The 26,013-nt window shown below is 72.6% G+C and carries 23 protein-coding genes; 12 read left to right on the top strand and 11 right to left on the bottom strand.

The window, feature by feature from the left end:
* Position 1: 1 nt before the first annotated feature.
* A complete protein-coding gene (locus AB0K12_RS12720) occupies positions 2 to 1,453 on the bottom strand; it encodes a protein kinase (protein ID WP_364559164.1) in 1,452 nt (483 codons plus the stop codon).
* A gap of 304 nt (positions 1,454 to 1,757) precedes the next feature.
* On the opposite strand from AB0K12_RS12720, the gene AB0K12_RS12715 reads away from it, so the two are divergent.
* The 4 genes from AB0K12_RS12715 to AB0K12_RS12700 all read left to right on the top strand — a co-directional run bounded on the left by AB0K12_RS12715 (position 1,758) and on the right by AB0K12_RS12700 (position 5,669).
* A complete protein-coding gene (locus AB0K12_RS12715; RefSeq protein ID WP_364559161.1) occupies positions 1,758 to 3,068 on the top strand; it encodes a family 43 glycosylhydrolase in 1,311 nt (436 codons plus the stop codon).
* Positions 3,069 to 3,122: 54 nt separating this feature from the next.
* Positions 3,123 to 3,413, top strand: a complete 291-nt coding sequence (locus AB0K12_RS12710; protein WP_345400348.1) for a DUF3817 domain-containing protein — start codon at positions 3,123 to 3,125, stop codon at positions 3,411 to 3,413.
* A gap of 79 nt (positions 3,414 to 3,492) precedes the next feature.
* Positions 3,493 to 4,071: a helix-turn-helix domain-containing protein gene (locus tag AB0K12_RS12705; protein WP_364559158.1), complete on the top strand. Its 579-nt coding sequence runs from the start codon at positions 3,493 to 3,495 to the stop codon at positions 4,069 to 4,071.
* 119 nt (positions 4,072 to 4,190) lie between these two features.
* A complete protein-coding gene (locus AB0K12_RS12700) occupies positions 4,191 to 5,669 on the top strand; it encodes a hypothetical protein (protein ID WP_364559155.1) in 1,479 nt (492 codons plus the stop codon).
* Positions 5,670 to 5,760: 91 nt separating this feature from the next.
* Here AB0K12_RS12700 and AB0K12_RS12695 read toward each other — a convergent pair whose 3' ends face one another.
* Complete coding sequence (locus AB0K12_RS12695; protein ID WP_364559152.1) at positions 5,761 to 6,969, bottom strand: SRPBCC family protein; 1,209 nt, start codon at positions 6,967 to 6,969, stop codon at positions 5,761 to 5,763.
* 288 nt (positions 6,970 to 7,257) lie between these two features.
* On the opposite strand from AB0K12_RS12695, the gene AB0K12_RS12690 reads away from it, so the two are divergent.
* Positions 7,258 to 8,646: an APC family permease gene (locus tag AB0K12_RS12690; RefSeq protein ID WP_364559149.1), complete on the top strand. Its 1,389-nt coding sequence runs from the start codon at positions 7,258 to 7,260 to the stop codon at positions 8,644 to 8,646.
* Between the two features lie 55 nt (positions 8,647 to 8,701).
* Here AB0K12_RS12690 and AB0K12_RS12685 read toward each other — a convergent pair whose 3' ends face one another.
* The 4 genes from AB0K12_RS12685 to AB0K12_RS12670 all read right to left on the bottom strand — a co-directional run bounded on the left by AB0K12_RS12685 (position 8,702) and on the right by AB0K12_RS12670 (position 11,884).
* Positions 8,702 to 9,193, bottom strand: a complete 492-nt coding sequence (locus tag AB0K12_RS12685; RefSeq protein ID WP_364559147.1) for a hypothetical protein — start codon at positions 9,191 to 9,193, stop codon at positions 8,702 to 8,704.
* 129 nt (positions 9,194 to 9,322) lie between these two features.
* The gene (locus AB0K12_RS12680; protein WP_139637865.1) at positions 9,323 to 9,529 is read right to left on the bottom strand and encodes a cold-shock protein; all 207 of its coding nucleotides are present in this window, start codon (positions 9,527 to 9,529) and stop codon (positions 9,323 to 9,325) included.
* A gap of 276 nt (positions 9,530 to 9,805) precedes the next feature.
* On the bottom strand, positions 9,806 to 11,095 hold the full coding sequence (locus AB0K12_RS12675) for a tetratricopeptide repeat protein (RefSeq protein ID WP_364559144.1): 1,290 nt from the start codon (positions 11,093 to 11,095) through the stop codon (positions 9,806 to 9,808).
* Positions 11,096 to 11,140: 45 nt separating this feature from the next.
* Complete coding sequence (locus AB0K12_RS12670) at positions 11,141 to 11,884, bottom strand: hypothetical protein (protein WP_364559141.1); 744 nt, start codon at positions 11,882 to 11,884, stop codon at positions 11,141 to 11,143.
* Positions 11,885 to 12,166: 282 nt separating this feature from the next.
* On the opposite strand from AB0K12_RS12670, the gene AB0K12_RS12665 reads away from it, so the two are divergent.
* Both AB0K12_RS12665 and AB0K12_RS12660 read left to right on the top strand, forming a co-directional pair.
* The gene (locus AB0K12_RS12665) at positions 12,167 to 13,330 is read left to right on the top strand and encodes a citrate synthase/methylcitrate synthase (protein ID WP_364559139.1); all 1,164 of its coding nucleotides are present in this window, start codon (positions 12,167 to 12,169) and stop codon (positions 13,328 to 13,330) included.
* A 266-nt stretch (positions 13,331 to 13,596) separates the two neighbouring features.
* Entirely contained in the window at positions 13,597 to 14,037 is a 441-nt protein-coding gene (locus AB0K12_RS12660; RefSeq protein WP_364559137.1) for a cold shock domain-containing protein, read from the top strand.
* A 29-nt stretch (positions 14,038 to 14,066) separates the two neighbouring features.
* On the opposite strand, the gene AB0K12_RS12655 is transcribed toward AB0K12_RS12660, so the two are convergent.
* Positions 14,067 to 14,543: a hypothetical protein gene (locus AB0K12_RS12655; RefSeq protein WP_364559135.1), complete on the bottom strand. Its 477-nt coding sequence runs from the start codon at positions 14,541 to 14,543 to the stop codon at positions 14,067 to 14,069.
* 48 nt (positions 14,544 to 14,591) lie between these two features.
* Positions 14,592 to 15,374, bottom strand: coding sequence for an alpha/beta fold hydrolase (locus tag AB0K12_RS12650; protein WP_364559133.1), 783 nt, complete (start codon positions 15,372 to 15,374; stop codon positions 14,592 to 14,594).
* 84 nt (positions 15,375 to 15,458) lie between these two features.
* Here AB0K12_RS12650 and AB0K12_RS12645 point away from each other — a divergent pair, with 84 nt between their 5' ends.
* Positions 15,459 to 16,181, top strand: coding sequence for a 4'-phosphopantetheinyl transferase superfamily protein (locus AB0K12_RS12645; RefSeq protein WP_364559130.1), 723 nt, complete (start codon positions 15,459 to 15,461; stop codon positions 16,179 to 16,181).
* A 4-nt stretch (positions 16,182 to 16,185) separates the two neighbouring features.
* Here AB0K12_RS12645 and AB0K12_RS12640 read toward each other — a convergent pair whose 3' ends face one another.
* Together AB0K12_RS12640 and AB0K12_RS12635 are read right to left on the bottom strand one after the other, a co-directional pair.
* Positions 16,186 to 17,499 (bottom strand): hypothetical protein, encoded by a 1,314-nt coding sequence (locus tag AB0K12_RS12640; protein WP_364559127.1) that lies wholly within the window; start codon positions 17,497 to 17,499, stop codon positions 16,186 to 16,188.
* Positions 17,500 to 17,581: 82 nt separating this feature from the next.
* Positions 17,582 to 18,160 (bottom strand): TetR family transcriptional regulator, encoded by a 579-nt coding sequence (locus tag AB0K12_RS12635; RefSeq protein ID WP_364559124.1) that lies wholly within the window; start codon positions 18,158 to 18,160, stop codon positions 17,582 to 17,584.
* A gap of 150 nt (positions 18,161 to 18,310) precedes the next feature.
* Here AB0K12_RS12635 and AB0K12_RS12630 point away from each other — a divergent pair, with 150 nt between their 5' ends.
* From AB0K12_RS12630 to AB0K12_RS12615, 4 genes are all read left to right on the top strand, one after another.
* On the top strand, positions 18,311 to 19,852 hold the full coding sequence (locus AB0K12_RS12630) for an MDR family MFS transporter (protein ID WP_364559121.1): 1,542 nt from the start codon (positions 18,311 to 18,313) through the stop codon (positions 19,850 to 19,852).
* A gap of 228 nt (positions 19,853 to 20,080) precedes the next feature.
* On the top strand, positions 20,081 to 21,748 hold the full coding sequence (locus AB0K12_RS12625) for an aromatic amino acid ammonia-lyase (RefSeq protein ID WP_364559118.1): 1,668 nt from the start codon (positions 20,081 to 20,083) through the stop codon (positions 21,746 to 21,748).
* 130 nt (positions 21,749 to 21,878) lie between these two features.
* Positions 21,879 to 23,627: a glycosyltransferase gene (locus tag AB0K12_RS12620; RefSeq protein WP_364559115.1), complete on the top strand. Its 1,749-nt coding sequence runs from the start codon at positions 21,879 to 21,881 to the stop codon at positions 23,625 to 23,627.
* Between the two features lie 143 nt (positions 23,628 to 23,770).
* Positions 23,771 to 24,394 (top strand): YoaK family protein, encoded by a 624-nt coding sequence (locus AB0K12_RS12615; RefSeq protein ID WP_364559112.1) that lies wholly within the window; start codon positions 23,771 to 23,773, stop codon positions 24,392 to 24,394.
* A 34-nt stretch (positions 24,395 to 24,428) separates the two neighbouring features.
* On the opposite strand, the gene AB0K12_RS12610 is transcribed toward AB0K12_RS12615, so the two are convergent.
* Complete coding sequence (locus AB0K12_RS12610) at positions 24,429 to 25,619, bottom strand: aminotransferase class I/II-fold pyridoxal phosphate-dependent enzyme (RefSeq protein ID WP_364559109.1); 1,191 nt, start codon at positions 25,617 to 25,619, stop codon at positions 24,429 to 24,431.
* Positions 25,620 to 26,013: the final 394 nt, after the last annotated feature.

The following is a 26,013-nucleotide window of genomic DNA, read 5'->3' as shown; positions in this document are numbered from 1 at the left end:
CCTACAAGCCCTGGGTCAGGGCGACGATCACCGTGATCAGCGCGATCGGGCCGAGGATCGCGGTGTTGACCACGACCGCGCTGCTGCCGGGCAGCACGCGGGCGAGGGCGCCGGAGGCGACGCGGCGCACCCGGCCGGCGCCGGGCAGCGCGAAGAGGCCGATCGTGAAGACCCCCGCCGCCAGCGACTCGGCGTGGCCGGCGCTCAGCAGGCCGGTCATGTTCAGGAGCGTGCCGGCGACGAGGCCGAACGCCAGTGACAGGAGCAGGTGGCCGACCGCCACGAGCGCGGCCCTGGAGACGTCTTCGCGCTCCTCGCCGAGGAAGTGGCCGGCGACCCGCAGCGCCAGCGAGAGCCCGGCCGCGATCAGGCCGACCGCGACCGGCTCCAGCACGGTGAACGCCGCCAGCATGACCAGCACGAGCACGCCGGAGAAGCCGCTGCTCTTCATGAACCTGCGCAGGTCGAACGGCTCGGCCGGCGGCGCGGGGCGCGGCGGCTCGGGCAGGGGGTCCTGCACGGTCTCTGCCGCGGTGGTCGCGGGGTGGCGCTGCTCGTGGACGCTCGTGGCGTACGCGACGGGCGGCAGCAGGTCGGAGACGGCGTCCATGGTGAGCGTACGGTCGGCCCGCGTGGCGGGGCGGGGGCTCCCGCCGTCGGGGTCGAGCTCGGCGGCCATGCGGGCCAGCTCGCGCGCGGTGGGCCGCTCGGCGGGGTCGAGGGTCAGCGCCCTGGTCAGCCAGCCGCGCAGCCACGCCGGGGCGTGCTCGGCCTGCCAGCGGCCCTCCATCGTGTTGAAGCAGACGGACTCGAACGTCCCCGTGCCGAACGGCGGCAGCCCCGTGGCGGCGAAGAACACCGTCGAGGCGAGCGCGTGCACGTCGGCCGCCTGGGTGACCAGCGACTCGCGGATGATCTCGGGCGCGAGGTAGCCGGGCGTGCCGACGAACATCCCCGTCTGCGTCAGCCTGGCCGCGTCGACCAGGTGCGCGATGCCGAAGTCGATGACCAGCGGCGCGCCGTCGACCATCATGACGTTGGACGGCTTGAGGTCGCGGTGGATCACCCCGGCCGCGTGGATGTCGACCAGCGCCTGGCACAGCCCCTGGGCGAGCCTGACGACGTCGTGCGGGCTCAGCGGGCCCCCGGTCAGCACGGTGTCCTCGAGCGTGCGGCCGTTGGCGAAGCGGGTCACGACGTAGGGCCGGCCCCCGGCCAGCTCGGCGTCGAGCACCTCGGCGACGAAGCGGCTGCGTACCCGCCGCATGGTCTCGACCTCGCGGAAGAGGCGGTCGCGCGCCTTGAGGTCGGCGGCCACGTGCGGGTGCAGCACCTTGATCGCGACGTGCCGTCCCGCCTCGTCGAGACCGAGGTGGGCGACCCCCATGCCGCCCTCGCCGATCTTCCTGAGCACCCGGTAGGGACCGAGTTGTTCCTGCGCCTGCGTGCTCATCCTCGACGTCATCCTCCGTGTTCCCCCGTTGGCCGCTGGTCGTCCGTACAGGACGGGACATTGTCCCGCATCTCCGCCCTTCGCCACGCGTTGTTCACCCTTCCAACGCCTGGGCGGGCCCGCAAGGTTTCCCACCGCAGCACTTCTCTGCGCCGGATCCCCCGTCCGGTACGGGGTTTCCGGGGCGTCCGGAACCAGCCAGCCGATTTCTTCCGGGTTATTGACGAAATTTGCGCGACTTCGGCAGACTCTCCGGCAGGTCGCGGCGAGCCGCGCCGGATCACCGCAGCGGGAGGACGTACTGATGACTGGTTCCGACAACGGCGCGCAGGTCGGCCGGAGGGCCCTGCTGGCCGGCGTGGCAGGTCTGGCCGGGGCGGCGGCGCTGCCCGCGACGGCGGCTCAGGCGGCGCCGGGACGCTATCCCGCGAACTGGCCGGAGCAGGAGCCGTACGGCATTGCGGACACCCGGCCCGACCTGTGGCCCAGGGAGGACAACTCGTTCGTGCTGCCGCTCGAACTGCGCCCCCGCGACAGGGAGCTGGGCCGGGTGTGGATGCGGGACACGTACGTCAACTGCTTCATCGTGCGCGGCCGCCCGCTCTATGTCGCGACGGGCACCACGCGGGTGCCCGGCCTGCAGGCGGCGGGCCCCTGGAACGACGGCATCTTCGTGTGGACCGCGCCGTCGCTGAAGGGCCCGTGGCGGCTGGCGGACACCACCCGCATCAGGCCGGACGCGGAGAAGGGCAAGGTGTGGTCGCCCGAGTTCGCCGGCGAGAACCGGGAGGGCCGCACGGTGGTGGCGCCGTGGCAGGAGTACTGGACCGACGACAGGTTCGGCAAGCGCGGCCAGGCGTGGGCGCCGGAGGTGCACTACTTCCGCGGCAAGTGGTACATCGTGGCCTGCATGGGCGACCACTCCCGGAAGGTGGGCTCGTTCCTGCTGGTGAGCGAGGGCGGGGTCGAGGGGCCTTACCGGCTCGCGGAGGGCAACCTGGACAAGCCGTTCGGCGAGTCCTTCATCGGCGGCCCCGAGTTCATCGAGCCGGGCGCGTACCACCACATCGACGGCAGCCTCTACAGCGAGGGCGGCGAGGCGTGGCTGGTGCTGCACAACCACCTGTACGCCAAGTTCCGCGACGACATGGAGGACATCGTCCCGGCCACGGGGCTGCCCGCGTTCCAGCAGCAGCCGTACACGCCGGAGCCTTACCTCGAAGGCGCGTACGTCTTCAAGCACGAGGGCAGGTACTACCTCCTGCACGCCGCCTGGGACCGCACCTCGACCAACCCCGACGGCAGCACCCGCTACGGCTACGACCCGGGCGGCGCCGGACGGACGCAGTACCAGTACGACGCGGTGATCGCCGTCGCCGACCGGTTCGAGGGCCCCTACTCCAAGCGGTGGACGCTGGGCGTCGGCGCCGGGCACAACAACGTCTTCCGCGACCACGCGGGGCGGTTGTGGGCCACGTTCTTCCGCAACCCGAACGTCGGCTACTGGGCCGACCCGTCCCGCGTCGGCGACGCGGCGGTGGCCGGCGTGGTGCGGCTGGAGTGGACGGGCCCGCGCGGGAACCGCCTCTACGTCCAGCGCCGCCACGGCCGCTGACCCGGCCTTGCTCTACAGGCTGTAGAGTGACGCGGACCTAGGAAAGGGGCGAAAGTGCTGCGCTGGTTCCGGATCGCGGCGGTGGCCGAGGCGTGCTCGTGGGCGGGCCTGCTGGTCGGGATGTTCTTCAAGTACGTGACCGAGACCGGCGAGCTCGGCGTCAAGGTGTTCGGGCCGATCCACGGCGCCCTGTTCGTGCTGTACGGGCTCGGCGTGCTGCTCTCGGCGCGGGAGGCGGGCTGGAGCCGCGGCGCGATCGTGCTCGGGCTGGCGTGCGCGGTGCCGCCGTTCACCTCGCTCTGGTTCGAGCGCCGCATGGCCGCCCGCACCCCGCAACCCGCCTGACCCACCCCGCCCCCGGCCCGCTGAGGCCGGGGGCTTTTTCTGTGTGCACGAATTGTCGTGCACGACTTATGATGCATACATGCCGGAAGACGGCATGGCCGACCTGGGCGCGGCCAAGGCGCTGGCCAACCCGCTCCGGCAGCGCATACTCAGGGAGCTGGAGCTGCTCGGCGAGGCCACCTCCACGACCCTGGCCGCCCGCCTCGGCGTCACCACCGGCGGCACCAGCTACAACCTGCGGATCCTGGCCGAGCACGGGTTCGTGGAGGAGGTGCCCGAGCGGGCGCGCGGCAAGGAACGCTGGTGGCGTTCGGCGCGCCGCAGCGTACGCTTCGAGCCACGCGGCGCGCAGGAGCCCGCCATGCGCGACGCCGTCGACCTGCTCGCCGAGGTGTGGTTCGGCGAGGACAAGGAGCTGCTGGCCCGGCTGGACGAGGTCCGCGACGAGCTGGGCCCGTGGGCTGACGCGCGGCCGTTCTCGCGCGGGGTCATCACGGTCGACCTCGACGAGCTGATGGCGTTCTTCACCGACTATCTCGCGCTGCTCAAGCGCTATCAGCGTCCGCACGGCCAGGCCGCGCCCGGCGCGCGCACCGTGCACACCAGGTTCGTCGCGTTCCCCGACCCCGAGGAGGGCGCCACCGGCCGACACGACTGACGACGATGATCCGGGCCGCCGAGCGGCAACTCGGCGACCCGGCCTCTGCGAAAGCTGCGATGCCTCGCCACCAGGCGAGTTCCTCATGCACACAACTTCCCTCGTTAGGAGAGCACTCCATGCTGTCCGTACGCAAATCAGCCGGATTACTGCTGCTGGTCGCGCTGCTGGCGCTGCTCCAGCCCGTACGCCAGGCCGCCGCCACCGACCTGACCACCGCCGGTCTGACCACCGCCGGTCTGACCACCGCCGACCTGACCGCCACCGACCTGACCGCCACCGACGTGAGCTTCACCAGCGACGGCCGGACGTTGCACGGCACTCTGCTCGCCCCCGCCGGCGCCCGCGGGCTGCCCGCGATGGTGCTGGTCGCCGGGTCGGGGGGCACGTCACGCGCGGAGTACCGGCCGGAGGCGGAGGCGTTCGCCAGGGCCGGCGTCGTCACGCTCGTCTATGACAAGCGGGCCGGCCACTCGCGCGCGACCACCTCGTTCGACGACCTGGCCACGGACGCGCTCGCCGCCCTGGACCTGCTGCGCCGCCGCCCCGAGGTCGATCCGCGGCAGGCGGGGCTGTGGGGGCACAGCCAGGGCGGCTGGGTCGTCCCGCTGGCCGCCGCACGCGCGGCCACGGTCGCGTTCGTGGTCACCGTGGGGGCCGGCGCCCTGCGCCCTGATCGCACGCAACTGTGGAGCAACCGCGCCCACCTCGCGCACGCCGGCGTCGCCGAACAGCTGATCGACCCGATCGGTACGCGGCTCAGCCGGGTGCTCATGGCGGCCGGCCTGTTCGGCGACACCGGCAACGACCCCGTCGCGAACCTCGCCCGCGTCCGCCGGCCGCTGCTCGCCGTCTTCGCCGAGCACGACCGCTCCACCGCGCCCGGGGAAAGCCTGGTGATCTTCCGGCAGGCGCTGGAGCGCGGCGGCCACGGGCACTACGCGCTGAAGGTCGTCCGCGACGCCGACCACGACCTGCGGGCGAGCCACGACGGCTTCACCCGGGGCACCGGGTTCGCGCCCGGGTACGTCGACACGGTCGCCTCCTGGGTCAAGGGCCTCGCCGCCGGTCCCCCGGCCGTGGTCGCCGACCCGCCGCCCGCCCAGCCGTTCGCCAGCCGGCCGGTCGCGGCGCCCGCCTGGCACGAGTCGCCTGTCCTGCACGTGGTGGTGTTCGCGGCGATGCTCGCGGCGTTCGCCTGCTACGGGATCGGCGGCGCCGTACGCCGCGTGCGCGGCCGGGCGGGCGACGGCCGGGCGGGCGACGGCCGGGCGGGCGACGGCCGGGGAACGGTGGCGCGGTGGGCGCCCAGGGTGGTGGCCGCCGGCGGGACGGCCGTGCTGGTCGGAACGCTCCTCTACCTGGGGTCCGTCGTCATGACGGGCGCCACGGAGGTGGACGCGGCGGTGCTCGGACGGCCTCCGTGGTGGCTGGCGCTGCAACTCCTCACCGCGCTGACCGTGGTCGCGGGCGTGGTGAGCGCGGTCGGCGCCCGGCGGTCCGGTTTCCGGCGATCCGGTTTCCGGCGGGGCGTGCTGCTGTCAGGGGCGCTGCTGCTGGTGCCGTGGGCGGCGTACTGGGGACTGCTGACCCCATGAGAGGGCTCGGCCCGCTTCCGGTGCGATCACCGGAAGCGGGCCCAGCAGCCCACGACCCGCGCGGGTGCGCGGTGGCCGCCCCCGTCACCCGTCAGGCGCCGACGATGACGGCGCCCTCCCTGCGGGCGCCGCGCCGCCGGTGCTCGCCTTCGACGTGCTGCTTCAGCCGCGCGAGGTCCTGACGCAGCTTGTGGCCGGGGTCCGCGCCGAGGAGCCTGGCGATCGCGTGCCCGGCGGCCCCCACCACCGGGTTGTACGTCAGCCGCACCTGCACGCGGGTCCTGCCCCGCCCCCTGTCCACCAGCCGCAGCGACCCGGTGTGCGCGATGAGCTGCCCCTCGGTGGACTTCCAGGCGATCTCCTTGCCCTCGTCGCGCTTGGTCTCGGTGGCGTCGAAGCGGATCGGCACCCCGGCGGGGCCCTTGATCATCCAGTGCGACAGCTCACCGTCGGGCGAGCGGCGCACCTCGTACACGTCGGGCATGACCCGGGCGAAGACCGAATAGTCGCTCACCAGCTCCCAGATGGCCTCGGGCGGGGCGGTGATCTCGACCGCCTCGGCCACGTCCACGGCGCTCCGGCCGGCGTTGATGCCGGTGAGCCTGCGCAGCGGCAGGTTCGTCAGCGCGCGGGCGGCCACGGCGACGCCCGCCGTGCGGACGACCCAGGAGAGCGGGCCCGGCAGGCGGCGGGCGGCGGTCAGCGCGTACGCGGCCGCCACCCCCGCCATGAACCTGGCGGTCGGCGACCAGCGCTGCTGCCGCAGCTCGGGCACGGGCTCGCGGGGCCGGCCAGGCCCCTGCAACGTGGGCACGCCGGTCGGGTCGAGATGCGGGGTCCAGCGGGCCACGACCGACTTGACGCCGGGGATGCGGCGCACGGCCTTCCTGGCCCGCTCCTCCTCGCCGGCCAGCAGGTCGCCGTCCAGCGTCACCACGTGGTCCGCGACCGTGACATGGACGGCGTGCGGGTGGCTGACGTGGCGGCCCAGCTCGGCGCGTACCCGCTCGGTCAGCACCCGGTCGTCGGCGGAACGGCCGCTGACCTGGTAGCGCAGCGCGGCGCCCGCGCCACGCCCGCGGTTGCCCAGGTCGCGGCTGAGCACGCCGGCGCCGTCCCGCACCTCGTGCGTGGCGTGCGCGGCCTGGTCGCGCACGCGCGCCCGGCGGGCTCGCCCGCGCGCGGGGTCCAGCAGGTACACGGCCGCGGCCCCCGCACAGGCCCCCGCCCCTGCCGACTTGAGGACGATCGGAAGGCGTGACCGGCCGTCCCCCGCGCTTACGTCGCGATAGGTGCTCATGACTCCCCCAGTTCGCACCCGGCATCATGCTCGCGTTCATGCTCGCGGAGGGCCGCTACCCGCCCATGACCTGCGCTAACCGAGGCGCGCGCCGACTCTGCGTGACGACGTATTCACGGATGACCACCGGAGCCGTAAAGTGTCAGGATGACTGTCGTGATCACGCGGCCGGTCCGGCCTGAGCAGCCTCCTGTCGGCGCCGTGGTCCCCCGTCTCACGAGGTTCCCGCGCGCGGGACGTGTTCCCCTCCCCCAGCAGCCGTACAGCTGACGCACGACAAGGACCCTTATGTCACAGATCAGTCCCCCCGGCCCTGCGGAAACGGGCAGCGACGGCCAGCCCGCGCTCAAGCGCGTGATGGGCCCAGGCCTCCTGCTGCTCTTCATCGTCGGCGACATCCTCGGCACCGGCATCTACGCCCTGACCGGTCAGGTGGCCGGCGAGGTGGGCGGCGCCGCGTGGCTGCCGTTCGCCATCGCGTTCATCGTCGCGCTGATCACGGCGTGCTCCTACCTGGAGCTGGTCACGAAATATCCGGAGGCGGCGGGCGCTGCGCTCTACGTCCACAAGGCGTTCGGCAAACACCTGCTGACCTTCCTGGTGTGCTTCGCGGTGATGTGCTCCGGCATCACCTCGGCGTCGGCGGCCTCGCGGGCCTTCGCCGCGAACCTCGCCACCGGCTTCGGCTTCGAGGCCGGCAACACCGTCATCCTGCTGATCGCGATGGCGTTCATGCTGCTGGTGCTGGCCGTCAACCTGCGCGGCGTGGGCGAGAGCGTCAAGGTCAACGTGGTGCTCACCGCGATCGAGCTGTCCGGCCTGCTGCTCGTCATCGTGCTCAGCCTCTACTTCATCACCGGCGGGCAGGCCGACTTCTCCCGGGTGGTGGCGTTCGAGACGCCCGAGGACAAGAGCGTGTTCCTCGCGGTCAGCGCGGCCACGTCGCTGGCCTTCTTCGCCATGGTCGGCTTCGAGGACTCCGTCAACATGGCCGAGGAGACGAAGAACCCGGTCAAGATCTTCCCGCGGATGATGTTCACCGGCATCGGCATCACCGGGCTGATCTACGTCCTGGTGTCGATCTGCGCGGTCGCGGTGGTGCCGGTCGGCACGCTGGCGGACAGCGAGACGCCGCTGGTGACGGTGGTGGAGACGGCGGCGCCGGGGGTGCCGATCGGCGAGCTGATGCCGTTCATCTCGATGTTCGCCGTCGCGAACTCGGCGCTGATCAACATGCTGATGGCCAGCCGCCTGCTGTACGGGATGAGCAAGCAGGGCGTGCTGCCGCCGTTCCTCGCCAAGGTGCACCCGACGCGGCGCACCCCGCACGCGTCCATCGTGTTCACCACCGGCATCGCGCTGCTGCTCATCGCCTACGTCTCGCTGGTGCCCGACAGCCCGGTCGTCGCGCTGCTCGGCGGCACCACGTCGCTGCTGCTGCTCGCGGTGTTCGCGCTGGTCAACGTCTCCGTCCTGGTGCTGCGGCGGGAGGACACCGGGGTCGAGCACTTCAAGGCGGGCCGGGTGCTGCCCGTCGTGGGCACGGTCACCTGCCTCTACCTGGTGCTCCCCTGGTCCTCCGGCCGCCCGGCCGGCCAGTACGAGATCGCGGGCGTCCTGCTGGCGGTCGGCCTGCTCCTGTGGGGCGTCACCTGGTGGTCACGAAGAAGAGCCTGACCCCAGGCACCAGGGCCGCTCCCCCGGGAGCGGCCCTTTCGCTTGCGAGATCTCGTCAGCCGGCCCTGGTGTAGATGAGCTTGAAGTCGTGGCGCCACGTGTGGCCGTCCTCCGAGACCTCCCAGGCGCCCTCGATCGTCTTGCCGTCGGCCGTGATCGTGCCCCGATAGCGCTGGGCGAAGGCCGGGTCCGCGCGCCAGAAGCGCAGCTCGCCGTTCTCGAGGGTCATCAGGTAGTCGCGGGTTTCGCCGCGCGAGTCGTGGTAGTGCTGGACGAACACCTCGGGCTGGTCGCTCAGGCCGATGGCGCAGAGGCCGTCGGGGGCGTCGGGGTGGTCGTTGGTGAAGGTCTGGGCGAGCACCCGCCGTCCCTTCAGCCAGGCGAACGTGGTGCGGCCGTGCCCGACGACCTCCGGGCTGCCGGGGCCGAAGAAGCCGGCGTCGAAGACGGCGGCCGTCTCCCACTCCCCCACCAGCACGTCGAGGCGGTCGAGGGCGGGTGAACGGCCGGACGTCGGGTCGGCGGGGGTCGTCTTCTCCTCGTTCATCGCGGTGGGTCCTCTCGTCGCGCCGGAAATCGTGCTTACGAAAGGTTGGACCGTCCACGGCGCGAGAACTCATCGGCGGGCACGCGAGAGCCCGGGCACGGTGAGGTGCCCGGGCTCAGGGAACGCGGGTCAGGCGGCGACGATGTTCTCCGCCTGCGGGCCCTTCTGGCCCTGCACGACGTCGAAGGAGACCTTCTGGCCCTCCGTCAGCTCGCGGTAGCCGCCGTTGGCGACGATGTTGGAGTAGTGGGCGAAGACGTCGGCGCCGCCGCCGTCCTGGGCGATGAAGCCGAAGCCCTTTTCCGAGTTGAACCACTTCACGGTGCCAGTAGCCATGTCGATCTCCTTAGATATGCGCAGATCTGACGGAATCCGCACCTTGCGGAATCCGTGTCGCCACGATGTGCCCATCCGGAAATGACCGGCGAACAAAAAATGCGCCCGAAGATTACAATCTGTCAGGCGCACACAAAGTCTTTTATGGGAACCACAACTGCAACGCCATCAGGCTAGCACACCCCCTCGGCATTGACGCATTGTGCGTGTCGTCCATTTATCAGAGCTTGTGCGGAATTTAAGAGGTTTACTCCGCATTCCGGGAGGGGAAAGCGGTCACGCGGTCTGGGCCAGCAGGGCGCGGGCGCGCACGGCGCCGCCCGGCGAGAAGTGCGGATTGATGGACAGGGCGCGCGTCAGGTGGGTGCGCGCCCAGGCGAGGCGGCCGCGGGCGTACTCGATCTCGCCCCGGTGGTAGGAGAACAGCGCGTTGCGCCCGCCGAGCGTGGCGGCGCGGGCGGCGTACCTGGCGGCCTCGGCGGACCGGCCGGCCCGGTGGAGCGCCCAGGCCAGCGCGTCGGCGACCTCGACGGCCTGCCGCCGCGCCCATTCGAGCCGCAGATGCCGTACGGCGGCGCGCGCGTCACCGTGCTCGGCCTGGAACACCCCGATGGCGTAATGGTCGGTGTCACCGTTGGCGGCCAGCACCTTGTGGTGGGCCACGAACGCGGCGTACTGCCGCCTGGCCTCCTCGCGCTCGCCGAGGTGGTCGAGCAGCTCGCCGTACTCGACGGCGTAGGCGGGCGAGCGGGCGACGGCGGTGGCGTAGTCGCGCCTGGCCTGGTCGGGGTTGCCGAGCGCGGCCTCCGTACGCGCCTTGCCCGCGCGGGCGGGCACGTGTCCAGGGTCGGCGGCGAGTGCCTGCGTGTATGCCGCCCGCGCCGCGGAAGGGTCGCCTTCGTGCCAGGCGAGATCGCCGAGCCGCCACTGGCAGAAGGCGTACTCGGCGGGGTCTCCGGCGACCTGGCAGGCGCGGCGCAGCAGCTCGCGGGCGGGGCCGACGCGGCCGCGGAGGTGTTCGACGCGGGCGGCCCTGGTGAAGGAGGCGAGGTCGGGGCGGCCGTCGAGCATGCGGCGCAGCGCCCGCTCGGCCTGGTCGTAGCGGCCCAGCGCCAGGTAGGCGTCGGTGAGCACGCCGTAGAGCGCCCAGCTGTTCGGAGCTGCGGTGCGGGCGCGGGCGGCCCAGCGGACCGCGCCCGCGTGGTCGTGCCGGGCGTTGGCCAGCTCGCCCATGCCGATGAGGGCCTCGACGGGGGGCCTGCCGAGCCGCAGGGAACGTTCCAAGGCGGCCTCGGCCTTGGCGTGGAAGGAGGTCTCCGCGGTGCGGAGTGCCTGCCGGAGGTACAGGTGGCCGAGGTTCGCCCAGTCCGCCGCGTCGCCGGGGTGACGGCTCAGGCGGCGCTGGGCGGCCTCGATGCCGTCCGGCAGGTCGTGCGGCGTCCAGCCCACGGGGCCCGGCGGCGGCTCCTCCTGGCTCAGGAGCCCGGTGGGGGCGTACATGGCCATCAAGGCACAGGCCACCAGCACGCATCCCAGCAGGGGCAGCACGAGCCGTACGCGTTTCATCTGATCGGGGTGTCCTCGTGGTGGGGGATGAACGGGACGGGAAGGTCAGGACGTGCGGCGGATGGCGGCGTTGACGAGCTCGATGCCGCGCAGGCCGGGCGACGTCCCGGCGGGGACCGGCCTGCTGGGCGTGCCCTGCCAGGCGATGGCGAGGTCGGCCCAGTGGGCGCCGCCGCGCAGGCGGGTGCCGAGCTCGCGGTTGAGGTCGTCGGCCCAGCCCTGGTGCAGGGTCAGAGCGACCTTGCGCGGGCCGACGCCGCCGCCGTGCCGGACGAACGTGCCGGGCGCGAGGGCCTCGCGGAGGCTGAAGCCGGCCAGCGTCAGCTCGCCGCGCGGCCGTGGCCGCCCGTTGACGGCGGGGGTGGCGAGGAGCGCGCTGCCGCCGGTGGCCGCGAACACCACGCGGAAGGTGTCGATCTCGTACGTCACGTTGGTCTCGGGGTCGGAGAACGAGAAACCGCCGGGGTGGCAGATCCGGCCGCTGGGCGTCGCGACGGTGTCGTACCGCTCGCCGACCGGCGTCCACAGAGCCTTGCCGCCGTCCACCGGTTCGACCGGGCCGAGCGCGGAGAGCCCGATGCCCGCCCGCCGCAGCTCGGCGAGGAAGCCGGGCGAGAGGGTCAGCTTCAACCCGCCCTCCCTGGACAGATAGCTGCCGACCTGCCCGTACGCCAGGCAGCCGGTGCCGACCGGGGCGGCCACGGCAGGCTGAGCGGCGGGCTGGGCAGTGAACAGGAGGGCGGCGAGGGCGGTGCCGCCCGCGACCAGGGACGCACGGGTCGAGCGCATGCTTGCTGCTCCTTCGGGGGGAAGAGCCGGGGGGACGGCGCCGGGGGTGTCCGCACCGGCACGCTTGGTCGATTACGGTGAGTAGTTATACCACCGCGTTACGCATCGGCGGGTGAGGTTCCCCCAGCTCGCCATCACCTTGGCGTGTTGATGAAAATCAATATGCCGCCATCCGGTGAGTGCCGTAAATCCTACGGTGATCTCGATCATGTGGACGAAAATCAATGTTGACGCGCCCATGGCGCAGGCCGGAGAGTGCCGGTATCGGAGGAGGTTCACCACATGATCAGCACCACCGCGCCGGCGGGCAATGGACACGGCATCGAGGTGCCCAGGGGGCTCAGCGGCGTCGTCGTCACCGAGACGCGTCTGAGCGACGTCCGCGGCCGTGAGGGCTTCTACCACTACCGCCAGTACTCCGCGATCGAACTCGCGGAGAAGCGCACGTTCGAGGACGTCTGGCACCTGATGCTGCTCGGCGCGCTGCCGTCCGCCGAGGAACGGCGGCGCTTCGCCGAGCGCACGCTGCCGCTGCGTCACGTGCCCGAGGCGCTGCGGCCCCTGCTGCCCGCGCTGGCCACGGCGGGCGGCGGCCCGCTGGACACCGTGCGCGGCGCGGTGTCGGCGGCCGGCTCCGTGCTCGGGATGCGGCCGCTCTACGACCTCGGGCCCGACCAGCGCCTTGACGACGCGCTGCTGGTGAGCGCGCTGACGCCGACGCTGCTGACCGCGCTGCACCGGCTCTCGCTCGGCCTGGAGCCGGTCGAGCCGCGCGACGACCTGACGTACGCCGCCAACTACCTCTACATGCTCACCGGCGAGGAGCCGGAGCCCGCGCACGCCAGGGCGATCGAGCAGTACCTGATCTCGACCGTCGACCACGGCTTCAACGCCTCCACCTTCACCGCGCGGGTGATCGCCTCGACGGGCGCCGACCTGGCGTCCTGCGTGGTGGGGGCGCTGGGCGCGCTGTCGGGGCCGCTGCACGGCGGCGCTCCGAGCCGCGCCCTGGACACCCTCGACGCGATCGGCACGCCCGACCGCATCGACGCCTGGGTCCGTGATCGCGTGCTCGCGGGCGACCGCATCATGGGCTTCGGTCACCCCGTCTACCGCACCGAGGACCCGCGCTCGCGCATGCTGTCGGGCATCGCGCGGAGCTTCGGCGGCGACCTGGTGGACTTCGCGCACGAGGTGGAGCGGCGGGTCATCGAGCTCCTGGCCGAGCTGAAGCCGGGCCGCGACCTGCACACCAACGTCGAGTTCTACGCGGGCGTGGTGATGGAGCTGTGCGGGGTGCCGCGCTCGATGTTCACGCCGACGTTCGCCGCCGCCCGCACGGTCGGGTGGTGCGCCAACATCCTGGAGCAGGCCGCCGATAGCAAGATCATCCGACCGGCGGCGCGCTACGTGGGCGACACCCCGCCGCAGCCGGTGCCCGCCTGAGGCTGGAGCCTTCGCCCATGAGTGCACGGTCATGGCGCGCTCCAGGTCCAGAGTCCCGCGGGGAGGGTGCCGGCGACGGGCATCGTGCGGAGTTCGTCCCGGGTGGCGATGGCCGGGCCGCGGTCGTCCATGGGGTGCGGCTCATCGCCGAGCGGCCGTGATCCGGCTCGCGGGGCGGGCCGTTGTGCCTGCGCTGCGGCGCGCGATAGCCTGCGCACGGGCGTTCAACTGGTGGAACGCCCGCGGTTTGGTCGAGTGAGGTGCTGGTGGTAACGGGTAGGGTCCTGCGGTTCGATCAGGTTCGGGGTTATGGGTTCATCGCGCCGGACACCGGCGGTGCCGACGTCTTCCTGCATGCCAACGATCTGCTGGACGACAAGCACGCCGTACGTCCCGGCACGGTCGTGGAGTTCCGGCTGGAGGGCGGCGACCGGGGGCTGAAGGCGTCCGACGTCCGCATCGTCGGGCAGCGGGCCGCGGTCTCGCCTTCGCACTCCCACGAGAGCTCCTACGAGAGCTCCTACGTGCCCTCCCATGAGGGCAACGCGGGCGACGACCTGTGCGAGGTGCTGTCGGAGTCGGAGTTCAAGCGGGAGATCACGGAGCTGCTCATCACGACGGTCCCGACGCTGACGGGCACCCAGATCGTGGCCATCAGGCAGGAGCTGTCGTCGCTCGCGAAGAGCTACAAGTGGGTCGAGAGCTGACCCTGGGCCGATAACCGGGCCGGGGCGGCTCAGGCGTCGGTGTGGGCCCTGAAGCGTTCGTGGGCGGCCTGCTTGGAGATGCCCATCGCCTCGCCGACCTCCGCCCACGAGGCGCCCGCCGCTCTGGCGCCCGCGACGGCCTGGTCGAGCAGTGTGCGCTGCCAGCTCTCGACCTGCGACAGCAGGGAGAGCGCAGCGAGCGGGCGGTCGCCGGCCAGCCGGACGATCTGCTCGCACAGCAGGTCCGACTTGACCACCAGCTCCTTCGGCGGCGCGGCGGCGAGCAGCGGCGGCACGTGCCTGCTCCACCACCGGTATTCGGCGTCCTTGACGCCCTCGGACGTGGGCGGCAGCTGGCGACGGTCGCTCCATCCGCACGAGCACGAGGCCCGGTAGCCGACGAACGTCTTGGTGAAGACGGGCGAGGTCGGGGCCTGCTCGCCGCCGGGGAGCACCGGCGCGGCGAAGCCTTCGTGGTCGGGGAGGTCAGCACACCTGAACGTCATAGTCGTCAAGAATCCCTGACGATTTCGTTGGGCGCAACTCGATCTCGCTCAGGTGAGCCTGCGGGTCAGCTCGGCGGCCAGCCGCGGCCAGTGATCCTCGACGTAGAAGTGGCCGCCGGAGAAGCGCTCCAGGTCCAGGCCGGCGGTGGTGTGCTCGGCCCACGCGCGGACCTCGGGCTCGGTCACCTTCGGGTCCTCCGTGCCCAGGAACGTGGTGATCGGGCAGCTCACGGTCGCGCCCTCCGTGCAGCGGTAGCGTTCCACGGCGCGGTAGTCGTTGCGCAGCGCGGGCAGCACGATGGAGAGGAAGTCGGCGTCCGCGAAGGCGTGCGCGGCTGACGGGTTCAGCGCGCTCACCTCGGCCACCAATCCTTCGTCGTCGAGCCGGTGCACGCCGTCGTCGCGCGAGCGGGACGGCGCCCGCCTGGCCGAGGCGAACAGCCGTACGGGCGGGGTCTGGCCCTTGCCTTCCATGAGCCTGATCACCTCGAACGCGACCGTCGCCCCCATGCTGTGGCCGAAGAAGGCGACCGGGCCGTCCAGCGGCGGGGTGAGCACCTCATGGATGCGCTCGGCCAGCACGAAGAGGTCGTCGATCATCGGATCGGCGAAGCGGTCCTGCCGCCCCGGGTACTGCACGCCGTACACCTCGACGGACTTCGGCAAGCTGCGCGCCAGCGGGACGTAGTAGCTCGCCGAGCCGCCGGCGTGCGGGAAGCACAGCAGCTTGACCGCGTGCCCGGGGGCCGGGCGCAGGGAGCGGATCCACGGCTCGCGGTCGGCGGCGGCGCGGGCGGGCATGTCGTCCTCCAGGCGGGTGGCACGAATCATCAGAAGTCCACCCAACTTACGCCGATCTCTGGGCCCGGCGCTCGCCTACAATGAGGCCATGATCGGCCCGATCCCGGTGTCCACGTGATCGACCACCTCCTTCCCCCGCAGGTCGTCGCGGTCGAGTCGCGCGGCGACGACTATCCGGACGGCGGCCTGTTCCCCGAGGAAGCGGCGCTGGTCGCCCGGGCCGTCGCCAAGCGCCGCAGGGAGTTCACCGCGGCCCGCGTCTGCGCCCGCCGGGCACTCGCGCGGCTCGGCCGGCCACCGGCGCCCATCCTGTCCGGGACGCGGGGCGAGCCGCTGTGGCCCGACGGCATCGTGGGCAGCATCACCCACTGCGACGGCTACCGGGGAGCGGTGGCCGCCGACTCGTCGGCGGTGGCGTCCGTCGGCATCGACGCCGAGCCCAACGGGCCGCTGCCCGACGGGGTGCTCGACACGGTCGCGCTACCCGAGGAGGCCGCGTTCGTCAGGAAGCAGGCGGGCGACGGCGGGGTGAGCTGGGGGCGGCTGCTGTTCTGCGCCAAGGAGGCCGTCTACAAGACCTGGTATCCGCTCACGGGCCGGTGGCTCGGCTTCGAGGAGGCCCGCATCGACCTCACCATCGGCCCGGCCACGGCGCCAGGAGCGACGCCGCCGGGGACGGGATGTGTAGCGGGCGCGGTCGCCGGGGGCTTTCGTGCGCGGTTGCTCGTCGAAGGGCCGCAGGTCGGAGGGCGGGCGGTGCAGGAGTTCTCCGGGCGGTGGCTGGCGGCCGAGGGGCTGGTTCTCGCGGCGATCGTGCTGCCCGCCCCCGCCGGATGACGGTTCATGACGTCCGGCGGATGCGGATGCCGTGGGGGTCGGCGCGTTCGACACCGCCCGCGTCCACGTTCGTGATGGGGATCAGGCCGCGTACCTGACCCGTCCTGCCGTCGCCGGTGAGGCGGAGGATCAGCAGGCCGGGGTCGGTGCCGTGGGAGGAGTGCGGGTCGCCGGAGAGCGGGTTCGGGCCGCGCGTGGAGGCGAACGCCCAGGCGCGGTCCGGCGACGAGGCGAACAGGTCCACCGTCGGGTCGGCGCTGAATCTCGACGTCAGCGGCACCGTGCCGGCGTGCGCGCCGGTGCGGCCGTCGAAGACCTCCGCCACGTTGGCGTCCCTGTCGCCCACCCAGACGTACCGGTCCTTGGCGCTGACCACGGTGCCGTGCGCGTCGCGGTCCGGCGCCTCGTCGTCGTAGAGGCGCTCGACGGGCGGCGTGTTCGGCGGGTTCGCGGCCGAGTAGCCGGTGCGCGGCAGCCGGAAGACGGTGAACTGGTCGAGGTTGGCCGGGGTGCCGCCGCCCCCGTCGCCGAACACCCGGCCGTGCGCCTCGGCGAAGCCGCAGCCGTTGGCGGGCACGTGCGCCGCGTCGTACTCCCCGGCGATGGCCATCGGCGTACGGCGCCAGTCCACGACGAACAGGCCACCGCCGCGCAGGCTGATGAAGACGGGCCCGTCGTCCGAGGCGATGAACGGGCAGATCGGCGCGTTGTCCGGGCGCAGCCCAGGGGCCTCGCAGGGGGCGCCGCTCGGGGTGGTGCAGCCGGCCAGGTCGAGCGTGGCGGCGGGCTCCTGGATGAAGGTGTTCGTCGCGTAGTCCGTACGGATGCGCTCCAGCTTCTTGCCGTTCTGGTTGGCGATGATCAGGTGGCGGTCGTCGCCCGTGGGCCACAGCGCGTGCGCCTGGCGGGCCCCGCCCGCGCCGGTCTCGGTGGCGAAGCAGGCGAGCGGCCGCCTCGCGGGGGCGTCGAAGACGACCACATGCCCGCTGGCGACGAACGCGAGCGCCGCGTGCGTGTCGCGCCGGCTGAAGACCAGCATGTGCGGCCTGACCGGGTCACGGCCCGTGCTCGCCCGGCACAGGGCGGACGTCGCGCCGCCCAGGTCGATCACGTCCGACGGGCGGGCGTCCGACAGGCGGCGGGTGACGTCGTGGCCGTCGTAGATGTGGATGGTGCCGCCGTGGGCGAGCCCGTTCGTGTCGGACTGGTCGACCAGCCAGATCTCGTACGCCTCCCGCCCGCCGGGCGCCGCCGCGGCCCCCATGGTGAACGTCAGCAGCAGCGCGGCGATCGCGGCCCGCCACCTCATACCCCGCATGAGCACCCCTCCGGCCCGTGACCATCCCCCGCCCGGAGTGTCTCCGCGATCCCCTTCCGCGACAAGAGCCGATTTCCGGGGATCAGGTGAAGGGCTGCGTCACCTGGTCGAGGGCCCGGGAGATCAGCTCGGGAAGCTCGCGGGTCTCGTGCTCCGCGCACCACTGCTGGCTCGCCACCCGCAGCGCCGCCATGAACACGGCGGCGACGAGCCGGGGCTCGACGGGGCACTCGCGTTCGGCCATCGCCTCGCTCAGGTCGTGCTCCAGCCGGATCCGGCCGGTGACCTGCCGGGCGAGCAGGGACGGGTGCCGCATGGCGAGGCGGGCGCGCAGGTGCCACTCGCGGTCGGGCCCGCCGTACTCCTCGAAGAGGCTCTCCACCGCCCCGCGCAGCGCGAGCCAGGCGGAGCGGTCGCTGGGTTGCGCGCGCAGGCGGTGGACGAGGGTGCCGAGGATCTGCTCGTCCCCGTACAGCAGCGCGTCCTCCTTGCCGTCGAAGTAGTTGGAGAACGTCCGCCGCGAGATGTTGGCGGCGTCGGCGATGGCCTCGACCGTGACGTTGTCGAGCCCGTGGTCGACGGTGAGCCGCAGCGCGGCCTCGTGCACCGCTCGCCGCGTCTCGGCCTTCTTGCGCTCGCGCAACCCTGCTGTACTTCCCATGGTGCGCCACAGTTTACCCGTTGGGAATAAATGCTCAATGCGCAAAGTTGCCACTTGAGCATGTAAAGTATCCCAGTTGCTTCCCTTAACACCCTTGATCGGAGGTTGCGTGTGAGTGCCCAGCCGGCAGCGCCGTCCGCGGCGGAGCCGATGACCCACCGCCAAATCCTCGAAGCCCTCAGCGGCCTCCTGCTCGTCCTGTTCGTGGCCATGATCAGCGGCACCATCGTCTCCGTGGCGCTGCCCCAGATCATCGGCTCGCTGAACGGCAGCCAGTCGCAGTACACCTGGGTCGTCACCGCATCCCTGCTGGCCTCGACCGCCTCGACGCCGATCTGGGGCAAGCTCGCCGACTTGTTCAACAAGAAGCTGCTGCTCCAGATCTCCATCGTGATCTTCATGGTCAGCTCGCTGGCCTGCGGGTTCGCCCAGGACACCGGCCAGCTCATCGCCTTCCGCGCCATCCAGGGCCTCGGCATGGGCGCGCTGCAGATCCTCACCCAGGTCGTCATCGCCGCGATGATCTCCCCCAAGGAGCGCGGCCGCTACAACGGCTACCTCGGCGCCGTCATGGCCGTCGCCACCGTCGCGGGCCCGCTGCTCGGCGGCCTCATCGCCGACACCTCGTGGCTCGGCTGGCGCTGGTGCTTCTTCATCGCCGTGCCGTTCACCATCGCCGCCTTCGCGCTGCTGGCCAAGACGCTGCACGTCCCGACCGTGCGCCGGGCCGACGTGAGCATCGACTACTGGGGCGCCGGCCTCATCGCCGCCGGCGTCAGCGTGCTGCTCATCTGGGTGACCTTCGTCGACAACTCCTTCGCCTGGCTGTCCTGGCAGACCCTCGCCATGGTCGGCGGCGGCGTGCTGCTGCTCGCGCTGGCCACGTTCGTCGAGACCAAGGTCCGCGAGCCGGTCGTGCCGCTGCACGTCATCAAGCGCCGTGACCCCGCGCTCGCCATCCTCGCCAGCCTCGCGGTCGGCATGGCCATGTTCGGCGGCGCGGTCTTCCTCGGCCAGTACTTCCAGATCGGCCGCGGCTACGGCCCCACGGCCGCGGGCCTGCTGACCATCCCCATGATGGTCGGCGTGCTGTTCTCCTCGACGATCAGCGGCCGGATGGTCTCCAAGAGCGGCAAGACGAAGCCGTACATCCTGGCCGGGCTGGTCGTGCTGCTGGCCGGGTTCGCCGGGCTGGCGACCATCGACCACGAGACGTCGCTGGTGCTGGTCTCGACCTACATGCTCCTCGTCGGCGTCGGCGTCGGCATGTCGATGCAGAACCTCGTCCTCGTCATCCAGAACACCGTCCCGCTGCGCGAGATCGGCGCGGCGAGCGGCGCGATCACCTTCTTCCGCTCGCTCGGCGGCACCGTCGGAGTGTCGGTGCTGGGCGCGGTGCTCGCCAACCGGGTGGCCACGAACATCGCGGAGGGCCTGGCCAAGGCCGGCATCCCGACGACCGGCGACGGCGCCGCGGCGGGCGGCAGCCTCAACATCGCCGCGCTGCCCGAACCGATCAAGGGGATCGTCAGGGCCGCGTACGGCGACGCGACCGGCCACATCTTCATGGTCTCGGTCGGCATCGCGCTCGTCGGCCTGATCGCGGCGTTCTTCCTCAAGCCGGCCGAGCTGCGTGACAGCCTCGACCTGCCCACGCCGCCGGTCAAGGACGAGGCTCCGACCCCGGCCTGACCGTCCCGAAGCCCGGAAGGCCGCGTTCCCGTCTCGCCCGCGGGGACGCGGCCTTCCGTTTCCCCGCGGCAGGACGACCGTACGGCCTCCTCCGTCCGCGCGACCACGGTCGTTCCGTCGCCTCCATGGATCCCGACGGTACCGGGGGTCTCATCACTTCTTCCTGATCAGGTCAGCTCTCCGCCCGGCGCCGCCGGGACCCGCGCGCTCCTCGCCTATACAGGTCCGATGAGAGCCGTACGGATCGTCACGGGGATGGGCCTGCTGGCCGCGCTGCTCGTACCGGCCCAGGCCACGGCGGAACCGGTCGCGCCGCGCCCGCTGAACCTGGTGCTGGACGGGCGTTCGTTCACGCTCGACGACGCCTTCGCGATCCTGGCGGGCCGCCCCGTGGCGGCCAGGATCGCGCCGTCCGCGCAGGCCACGATGGCGCGGACCAGGGCGGGCGCGCTGGCCGCGCTCAAGGACGGGCAGCGGGTGTACGGCTGGAACCAGGCGCTCGGCCCGCTCAAGGACCGGCCGCTCACGCCGGAGCAGGCCGAGCAGTTCCAGCGCAACGTGCTGCGCTCGCACGCCGCGGGGGTCGGCGAGCCGCTGCGCGACGACGTGGCCAGGCTGGCGCTGATCGTCAAGGCCAACCAGATGGCCAGAGGCAGGTACGGCGTCCGCCCCGACGTGCCGCAACGCCTGCTGGCCCTGGTCAACGCCGGGGCCGTGCCCCTGATGCCGCAGATCGGCTCGCTCGGCACCGGCGACCTGCAGCCGCAGGCCGCGGCCGGGCTGGCGGCGATCGGCGAGGAGGCGCCGGTGCGGTACGGCGGCGAGCAGGGCCCCGCCTCCGCCCTGCTGCCCAAGGCAGGGCTGCCGATCGGCTTCACCCTCCAGGCGGGCGAGGCGCTGCCGATCGTCAGCGGCAGCACGGTCGTGGCGGCCCTGCTCATGGACGCCGTACGCCGGGCCACGGTGCTGGCCGGGCAGGCGGAGGGCGCGCTGGCGCTGTTCATGGAGGCGACCAGGGCCGAGCAGGGGGCGCTGGACGCGCGTACGCACGCGGAACGGCACATCCCCGAGGAGAACGCGGTCGCGGCGCGGCTGCGGGCGATGGTGGCGGGCTCGGGCTGGATGACGGAGGAGGGCCGCAAGCGGCTCGACCCCGAGCACTACGAGCCGCGTGTGCAGGACGCGGTGTCGGTACGGGCCGCGCCGCACATCCTGGCCGGGCTGCGGCACGTGCTGGCCGACGCCCGCCGCACCCTGGTCCGCGAGGCGAACTCCGCCACCTCCAACCCGCTGGTCTTCAGGAAGAAGCAGGGCGCCGGGTACGAGTTCGTCATGGGCGGCAACTGGGACGCCTCGATCATGGGGCACCTCGCCGACAGCATGAACGCGGAGATCGCCGACGTCGCCGTCCTGTCGCAGGAGCTGTCCGGGCGGCTGCTGTCGCCCCGGTGGAGCTACGGCCTGCCGGCGAACCTCGCGGGCGGCGCCCCCGGGCTGAACTCCGGCATGGTGCAGGCGCAGACCGTGGCCGCCGCGCTGATCCCCGAGCTGCAGGTCAGGGCCACCCCGGCCGGTACGCTGTCCCGCCCGGTCAAGGACGGCCAGGAGGACCACAACACGATGGCCATGGCCTCGGCCCGCCACCTGCACGAGAACCTCGACCGGCTGGAGGTCGTGCTGGCCGTGCAGTACCTGATGGCGGCCCAGGGCATCGACCTGATCGCGGAGAAGATGGCGGGCCTGCCGCTCGGCCCCGCCGCCCGCGCCCTGCACGCGGAGCTGCGCCGGCACGTCGCGCCGCTCGGCGACGACCGCTACCTGACGCCCGACCTGGAGCGGGTCGTCACGCTGGTACGCGGCGGACGCCTCCTGCCGCCGGGCGCCCCCCTTCCTTGACAGATCCTGACAATCCTGACCTGCGACAACCCCCGATCCCGCGATATCGGCTCGTTGCTTTCTCAGGTAAGGGCTCTACAGTGGGCTCTCGCCAATGCCCCGACCGACGCATGAGGGAGCAGCAACGCGCATGTCCGCCACCCCTCGGGACCGTGCCGACAGCCAGGTGCCGCGCGTCCGCGGCAACGACTACCGCATCCTGCGGCCGCCGGAGGACTACACGCCCCGGCTGCGGGTCAGCGTGGTGATCCCCGCCTACGGCGCCCAGGACAAGCTGGACCTGGTGCTGCAGGGGCTGGCGCGGCAGACGTACCCGGCGGAGCTGACCGAGATCATCGTGGTGGACAACGGCAGCTCGCCGCCGCTGCGGGTGCCCGAGGGCAGCGCCGCGCGCCTGGTCGTGTGCGAGCGGCCAGGACGGGCCGCCGCCCGCAACGCCGGGCTGGCCGCGGCGGACGGCGACGTCATCCACTGGCTCGACTCCGACGTGGTGCTCACGCCGGGCGCGCTCGACGCGCACATGCGCTGGCACCACACCGCGCCCTACCTGTCGGTGACCGGCTACATCCGCTTCACCAGCGCCGCGCTGCCCGACGAGCTGCCCGACGACCTGGAGGCGGCGTTCGAGCCGGCCGAGCCGCACGCCTGGCTGGTGGGCCTGGTGGAGCGCACCGACGGGCTCACGAACAACCCGGTGCGGCCGTTCAGCCTGCACGTCGGCGGCGCGACCTCGGCCGGCCGGCGGCTCATCGAGGCCGCGGGGCCCATGGACGAGGAGCTGATACTCGGGCAGGACACCGAGATGGGCTACCGGCTCGCGCAGGCGGGGGCGGTGTTCGTACCGGAGCCGGCGGCTCGCGCGTACCATCTCGGGCCGACCATGCGGATGCGGCACCAGAAGCGCATCGACCGGGTCAGCCACGCCTTCGTCGCCGACCGCATCCCCACCTACCAGTGGCTGCGCGGCCATCCCGGGCGGCAGTGGAAGGTGCCGCAGGTGACCGCCGTCGTCTCCGGCACCGCCGGGTACGAGGCCGTGCGGGCGAGCGTGGACGCGCTGCTCGCCTCGACGGTGGCGGACCTGTCGGTGGTGGTGACCGGCCCCTGGGACACCCTGGGCCGCGACCGCCGCGCCCCGCTCAAGGACCCGAACCTCGACCTGGTGCTGGTCCACGGCCACTACGAGCACGAGGGCCGGGTACGCCTGGCGACGGCCGAGGAGGTGGACCCGTCGACGCCGTTCGTGCTGCGGCTGCCTGCCGGGTGGGTGCCGGGCGAGGACAGCGTGGCGCGGCTGCTGGGCCTGATGCGCAACGACGGGCTCGGGCTCGTCAGGGTGCTGCTGGAGGAGACCGCCGACGGCGTGGCCGAGGCGCGGCTGGAGCGCGTGTCGTCGTTCGCGCGGGCCCGGCTCGTCGCGCGCACCGGTGAGCCGCTGGACGACGCGGTGGACGACGTGTCCGGGGTGCGGTGGGTGACCGGCGAGGAGTACGCGTTCTCCGCCGCGCCCGCCGAGGGGCTGCCCGAGGTGGTGGGCCGGCGGGCGGCCTACAAGGCGCGGGTGCAGGCGGAGGCCGAGGTGGCCAGGCTGACCAAGGAGGCCGAGCGGCTGCGCGGGCAGGTCGACAAGTGGCGTGAGGAGGCGGGCAAGTGGCGTAAGAGCGCGGTGGAGCTGCGGCGCGAGGTGGGCACGCTGCGCCGCGAACTGCACGCGGCGCAGCGCCGGCAGCCCGCCGCGCCGACGACCCTGACGGGCCGCGTCAAGCGCGTCATCCGCCGGCGCGTCCTCAACCGCCTCCCCGCCGACGGCGGCCAGCCCGCACACGACGCCGCCCAGCAGCCGGAGCCGAAGGCGGGTGAGCAGCAGGGAAGCAGCTAGGCCGCCAGCGCGTCCTCCCTTCGCGAGCGGCAGGGAAGCAGCTAGGCGGCCAGCGCGTCCTCCCTTCGCGAGCGGCGGGGAAGCAGTCAGACGGTCAGCGCGTCCTCCCCGGGTGAGCGGGGCCGGCGTCGGACGATGGGGGGATGCGATCCGTCCGTCGCCTGCCGGTGCTGACCATGGCGCTGGCCTCGGGAGCCGTCGACGCCTTCACCTTCCTCTCCCTGGGCCAGGTGTTCACCTCGAACATGACCGGCAACCTGGTGCTGCTGGGCGTGTCGGCGAGCCGGGGCAGGTTCGCCGACGCGGTGGGCTCGCTGGTGGCCTTCGTCGCGTTCACCTGCGGGCTGGTGCTGGCGTTCCGGTTCACCCGCGGAGCGCGCGGGTGGGCGGTGCGCACCAGGCTCACGGTGGCGGCGGAGGCGGGGCTGCTGGTCGGACTGCTGACGGGGTGGGCGCTGTCGGGACCGCAGCTGGTGCTGATCGCGACGGCCGCGCTGGCCATGGGCATGCAGAGCGCGGTGACGCACCGGCTGCACACGTTCATCGGCTCGACGACGTTCATCACGGGCGCGCTGACCAGCACGATCGCCCGCCACCTCACTCCCGGCACCGGGCCGCCGCACGGGCCGGAGCTGGTGGCGGTGCTGGGCGCGCTGGTGCTCGGCGCGGCCGGCGGCACGCTGCTGGTCGTCCTGCTCCCCCTGGCGGCGCCCGCGCTCGCGCTGCTCGCGGTGACCGTCACCCTGGTCGCCAGCGCGTACGGGTGACGGGAGGTTGTCGGCGGCCGGCTTCCGTCCCTGATCAGGGGATCAGACCAAGGCGGCGGCCGGCCACCGCGAAGGCGGTGGCGATGCGGTCGAGCTGGGCGTCGGTGTGCAGGGCCGTGGCGCTGACCCGGATCAGCGCCCGGCCCTCCGGCACGCTGGGCGGCACCATGGCGGTGGCGAAGACGCCCTCGGCGAACAGCTCCCGCCACAGCAGGCAGCACGGCACGATGTCGCCGACGTGGACGGGGATGATCGTGGTGCGCGAGCCGCCGGTGTCGTAGCCGAGCCCGGTCAGGTCGGCGCGCAGGCGGTCGGCCGCGGCCAGCGCGCGACGGCGGCGCTCGGGCTCGGTCTCGACGATGTCGAGCGCGGCCAGCGCGGCGGCGGTGCTCGCCGGTGACAGGGCCGCCGAGTAGACCATCGAGCGCGCGTGGTGGCGCAGGTAGACGATGATGTCGGCGGGCCCGGCGACGGCGCCGCCCGTCGTGCCGAAGCACTTGGAGAAGGCCAGCGTGTGCAGGTCCACGGCGCTCTCCAGGCCGAAGTGCTCGGCGGCGCCGCGGCCTGCCGCGCCTAACAGGCCGATGTCGTGGGCGCCGTCCAGGACGAGGCGCACGCCGTAGCGGCGGGCCAGGGCGGCGGTGCCGGGCAGGTCGCAGAGTGTGCCGGTGGTGGAGAACATGCCTTCGGTGAGCACGAGCGCGGCGGCGGCCGGGTCGCAGCCGTCGAGCAGCCGGTCCAGCTGCTCCATGTCGTTGTGGCGGTAGCGGCGCAGGCGGGCGCGGGAGACCCGGACGGCGTCGATGAGCGAGGCGTGGATGAGCTGGTCGGCGAGGACGGTGTCGCGCGGCCCGACCAGGGCGCCGAGCGCCATGTTGGCGAGGAACCCGCTCGGCGTCACCATGGCGGCCTGCTGCCCGAGGAACGCCGCCAGCCTCGACTCCAGCGTCTCGTGCAGCGCGAGCGAGCCGTTGACCAGGCGCGAGCCCGACGTGCCGGTGCCCAGGCGGCGCACCGCCCGGCAGGCGGCGTCCTTCAGCCTGGGGTCGGCCGAGAGCCCTAGATAGTCGTTGGACCCCGCCGACACCAGCACCCGCCCGTCCACCAGCACCTCGCCGGTGGCCAGCCGCTCCTCCACCGGCCGGTAGTACGGGTTGGCGCCCATCTCGGTGACCGGCTCGAAGTCCTCATGGAGCCGGCACCTGGCGAACGCGTCGAGCATCATCACGACCCTTCTGCGCGGCGGCGTACCAGACGCGCGCCAGTCTGCCTCTTCTCGCGCCTCGGCGTCGTGTCGCGGGACGGGCGCCGCGTTCCCGATCGACCGGGTCGAGGAGTAAGCGCAGCCGGGCGCGCGGTGACGGGGCACGGCGCGTTCGTCTGATCGTGATCGCTCATTTGACCGGTCCTGCGATCGGTCACTTGATCAATCACCCGGATTCGTCACTGTGCGTGGACGTGACGGCGGTCACGGTTCACGAATCGTGTGTTGACAAAGAGTCAACACGTCATTCGCGATGATTCTTCGCATCCGTACCTTGAAGTACATGTGCCCCATCGGCATAGTGGACGAACCACAAGCGCACCGGTCGTGGCGGGCAACCTCGGGGGCGGCAGCA

Source organism: Nonomuraea sp. NPDC049419 (assembly GCF_040676995.1).
Lineage (GTDB): Bacteria > Actinomycetota > Actinomycetes > Streptosporangiales > Streptosporangiaceae > Nonomuraea > Nonomuraea salmonea.
The sequence above is the reverse complement of the archived record's forward strand: the minus strand, read 5'-3'. Positions and strand labels throughout refer to the sequence as shown.

Excerpts from the sequence above, each read along its gene's own strand:
- AB0K12_RS12685 (WP_364559147.1), bottom strand. The coding sequence starts at position 9,193 with ATGAACGAGGAGAAGACGACCCCCGCCGACCCGACGTCCGGCCGTTCA.
- AB0K12_RS12680 (WP_139637865.1), bottom strand. The coding sequence starts at position 9,529 with ATGGCTACTGGCACCGTGAAGTGGTTCAACTCGGAAAAGGGCTTCGGC.
- AB0K12_RS12665 (WP_364559139.1), top strand. The coding sequence starts at position 12,167 with ATGATCAGCACCACCGCGCCGGCGGGCAATGGACACGGCATCGAGGTG.
- AB0K12_RS12715 (WP_364559161.1), top strand. The coding sequence starts at position 1,758 with ATGACTGGTTCCGACAACGGCGCGCAGGTCGGCCGGAGGGCCCTGCTG.
- AB0K12_RS12635 (WP_364559124.1), bottom strand. The coding sequence starts at position 18,160 with ATGGGAAGTACAGCAGGGTTGCGCGAGCGCAAGAAGGCCGAGACGCGG.
- AB0K12_RS12675 (WP_364559144.1), bottom strand. The coding sequence starts at position 11,095 with ATGAAACGCGTACGGCTCGTGCTGCCCCTGCTGGGATGCGTGCTGGTG.
- AB0K12_RS12650 (WP_364559133.1), bottom strand. The coding sequence starts at position 15,374 with ATGATTCGTGCCACCCGCCTGGAGGACGACATGCCCGCCCGCGCCGCC.
- AB0K12_RS12610 (WP_364559109.1), bottom strand. The coding sequence starts at position 25,619 with ATGATGCTCGACGCGTTCGCCAGGTGCCGGCTCCATGAGGACTTCGAG.
- AB0K12_RS12655 (WP_364559135.1), bottom strand. The coding sequence starts at position 14,543 with ATGACGTTCAGGTGTGCTGACCTCCCCGACCACGAAGGCTTCGCCGCG.
- AB0K12_RS12720 (WP_364559164.1), bottom strand. The coding sequence starts at position 1,453 with ATGAGCACGCAGGCGCAGGAACAACTCGGTCCCTACCGGGTGCTCAGG.
- AB0K12_RS12615 (WP_364559112.1), top strand. The coding sequence starts at position 23,771 with ATGCGATCCGTCCGTCGCCTGCCGGTGCTGACCATGGCGCTGGCCTCG.
- AB0K12_RS12620 (WP_364559115.1), top strand. The coding sequence starts at position 21,879 with ATGTCCGCCACCCCTCGGGACCGTGCCGACAGCCAGGTGCCGCGCGTC.
- AB0K12_RS12640 (WP_364559127.1), bottom strand. The coding sequence starts at position 17,499 with ATGCGGGGTATGAGGTGGCGGGCCGCGATCGCCGCGCTGCTGCTGACG.
- AB0K12_RS12630 (WP_364559121.1), top strand. The coding sequence starts at position 18,311 with ATGACCCACCGCCAAATCCTCGAAGCCCTCAGCGGCCTCCTGCTCGTC.
- AB0K12_RS12670 (WP_364559141.1), bottom strand. The coding sequence starts at position 11,884 with ATGCGCTCGACCCGTGCGTCCCTGGTCGCGGGCGGCACCGCCCTCGCC.
- AB0K12_RS12695 (WP_364559152.1), bottom strand. The coding sequence starts at position 6,969 with ATGAGCACCTATCGCGACGTAAGCGCGGGGGACGGCCGGTCACGCCTT.
- AB0K12_RS12700 (WP_364559155.1), top strand. The coding sequence starts at position 4,191 with ATGCTGTCCGTACGCAAATCAGCCGGATTACTGCTGCTGGTCGCGCTG.
- AB0K12_RS12690 (WP_364559149.1), top strand. The coding sequence starts at position 7,258 with ATGTCACAGATCAGTCCCCCCGGCCCTGCGGAAACGGGCAGCGACGGC.
- AB0K12_RS12705 (WP_364559158.1), top strand. The coding sequence starts at position 3,493 with ATGCCGGAAGACGGCATGGCCGACCTGGGCGCGGCCAAGGCGCTGGCC.
- AB0K12_RS12625 (WP_364559118.1), top strand. The coding sequence starts at position 20,081 with ATGAGAGCCGTACGGATCGTCACGGGGATGGGCCTGCTGGCCGCGCTG.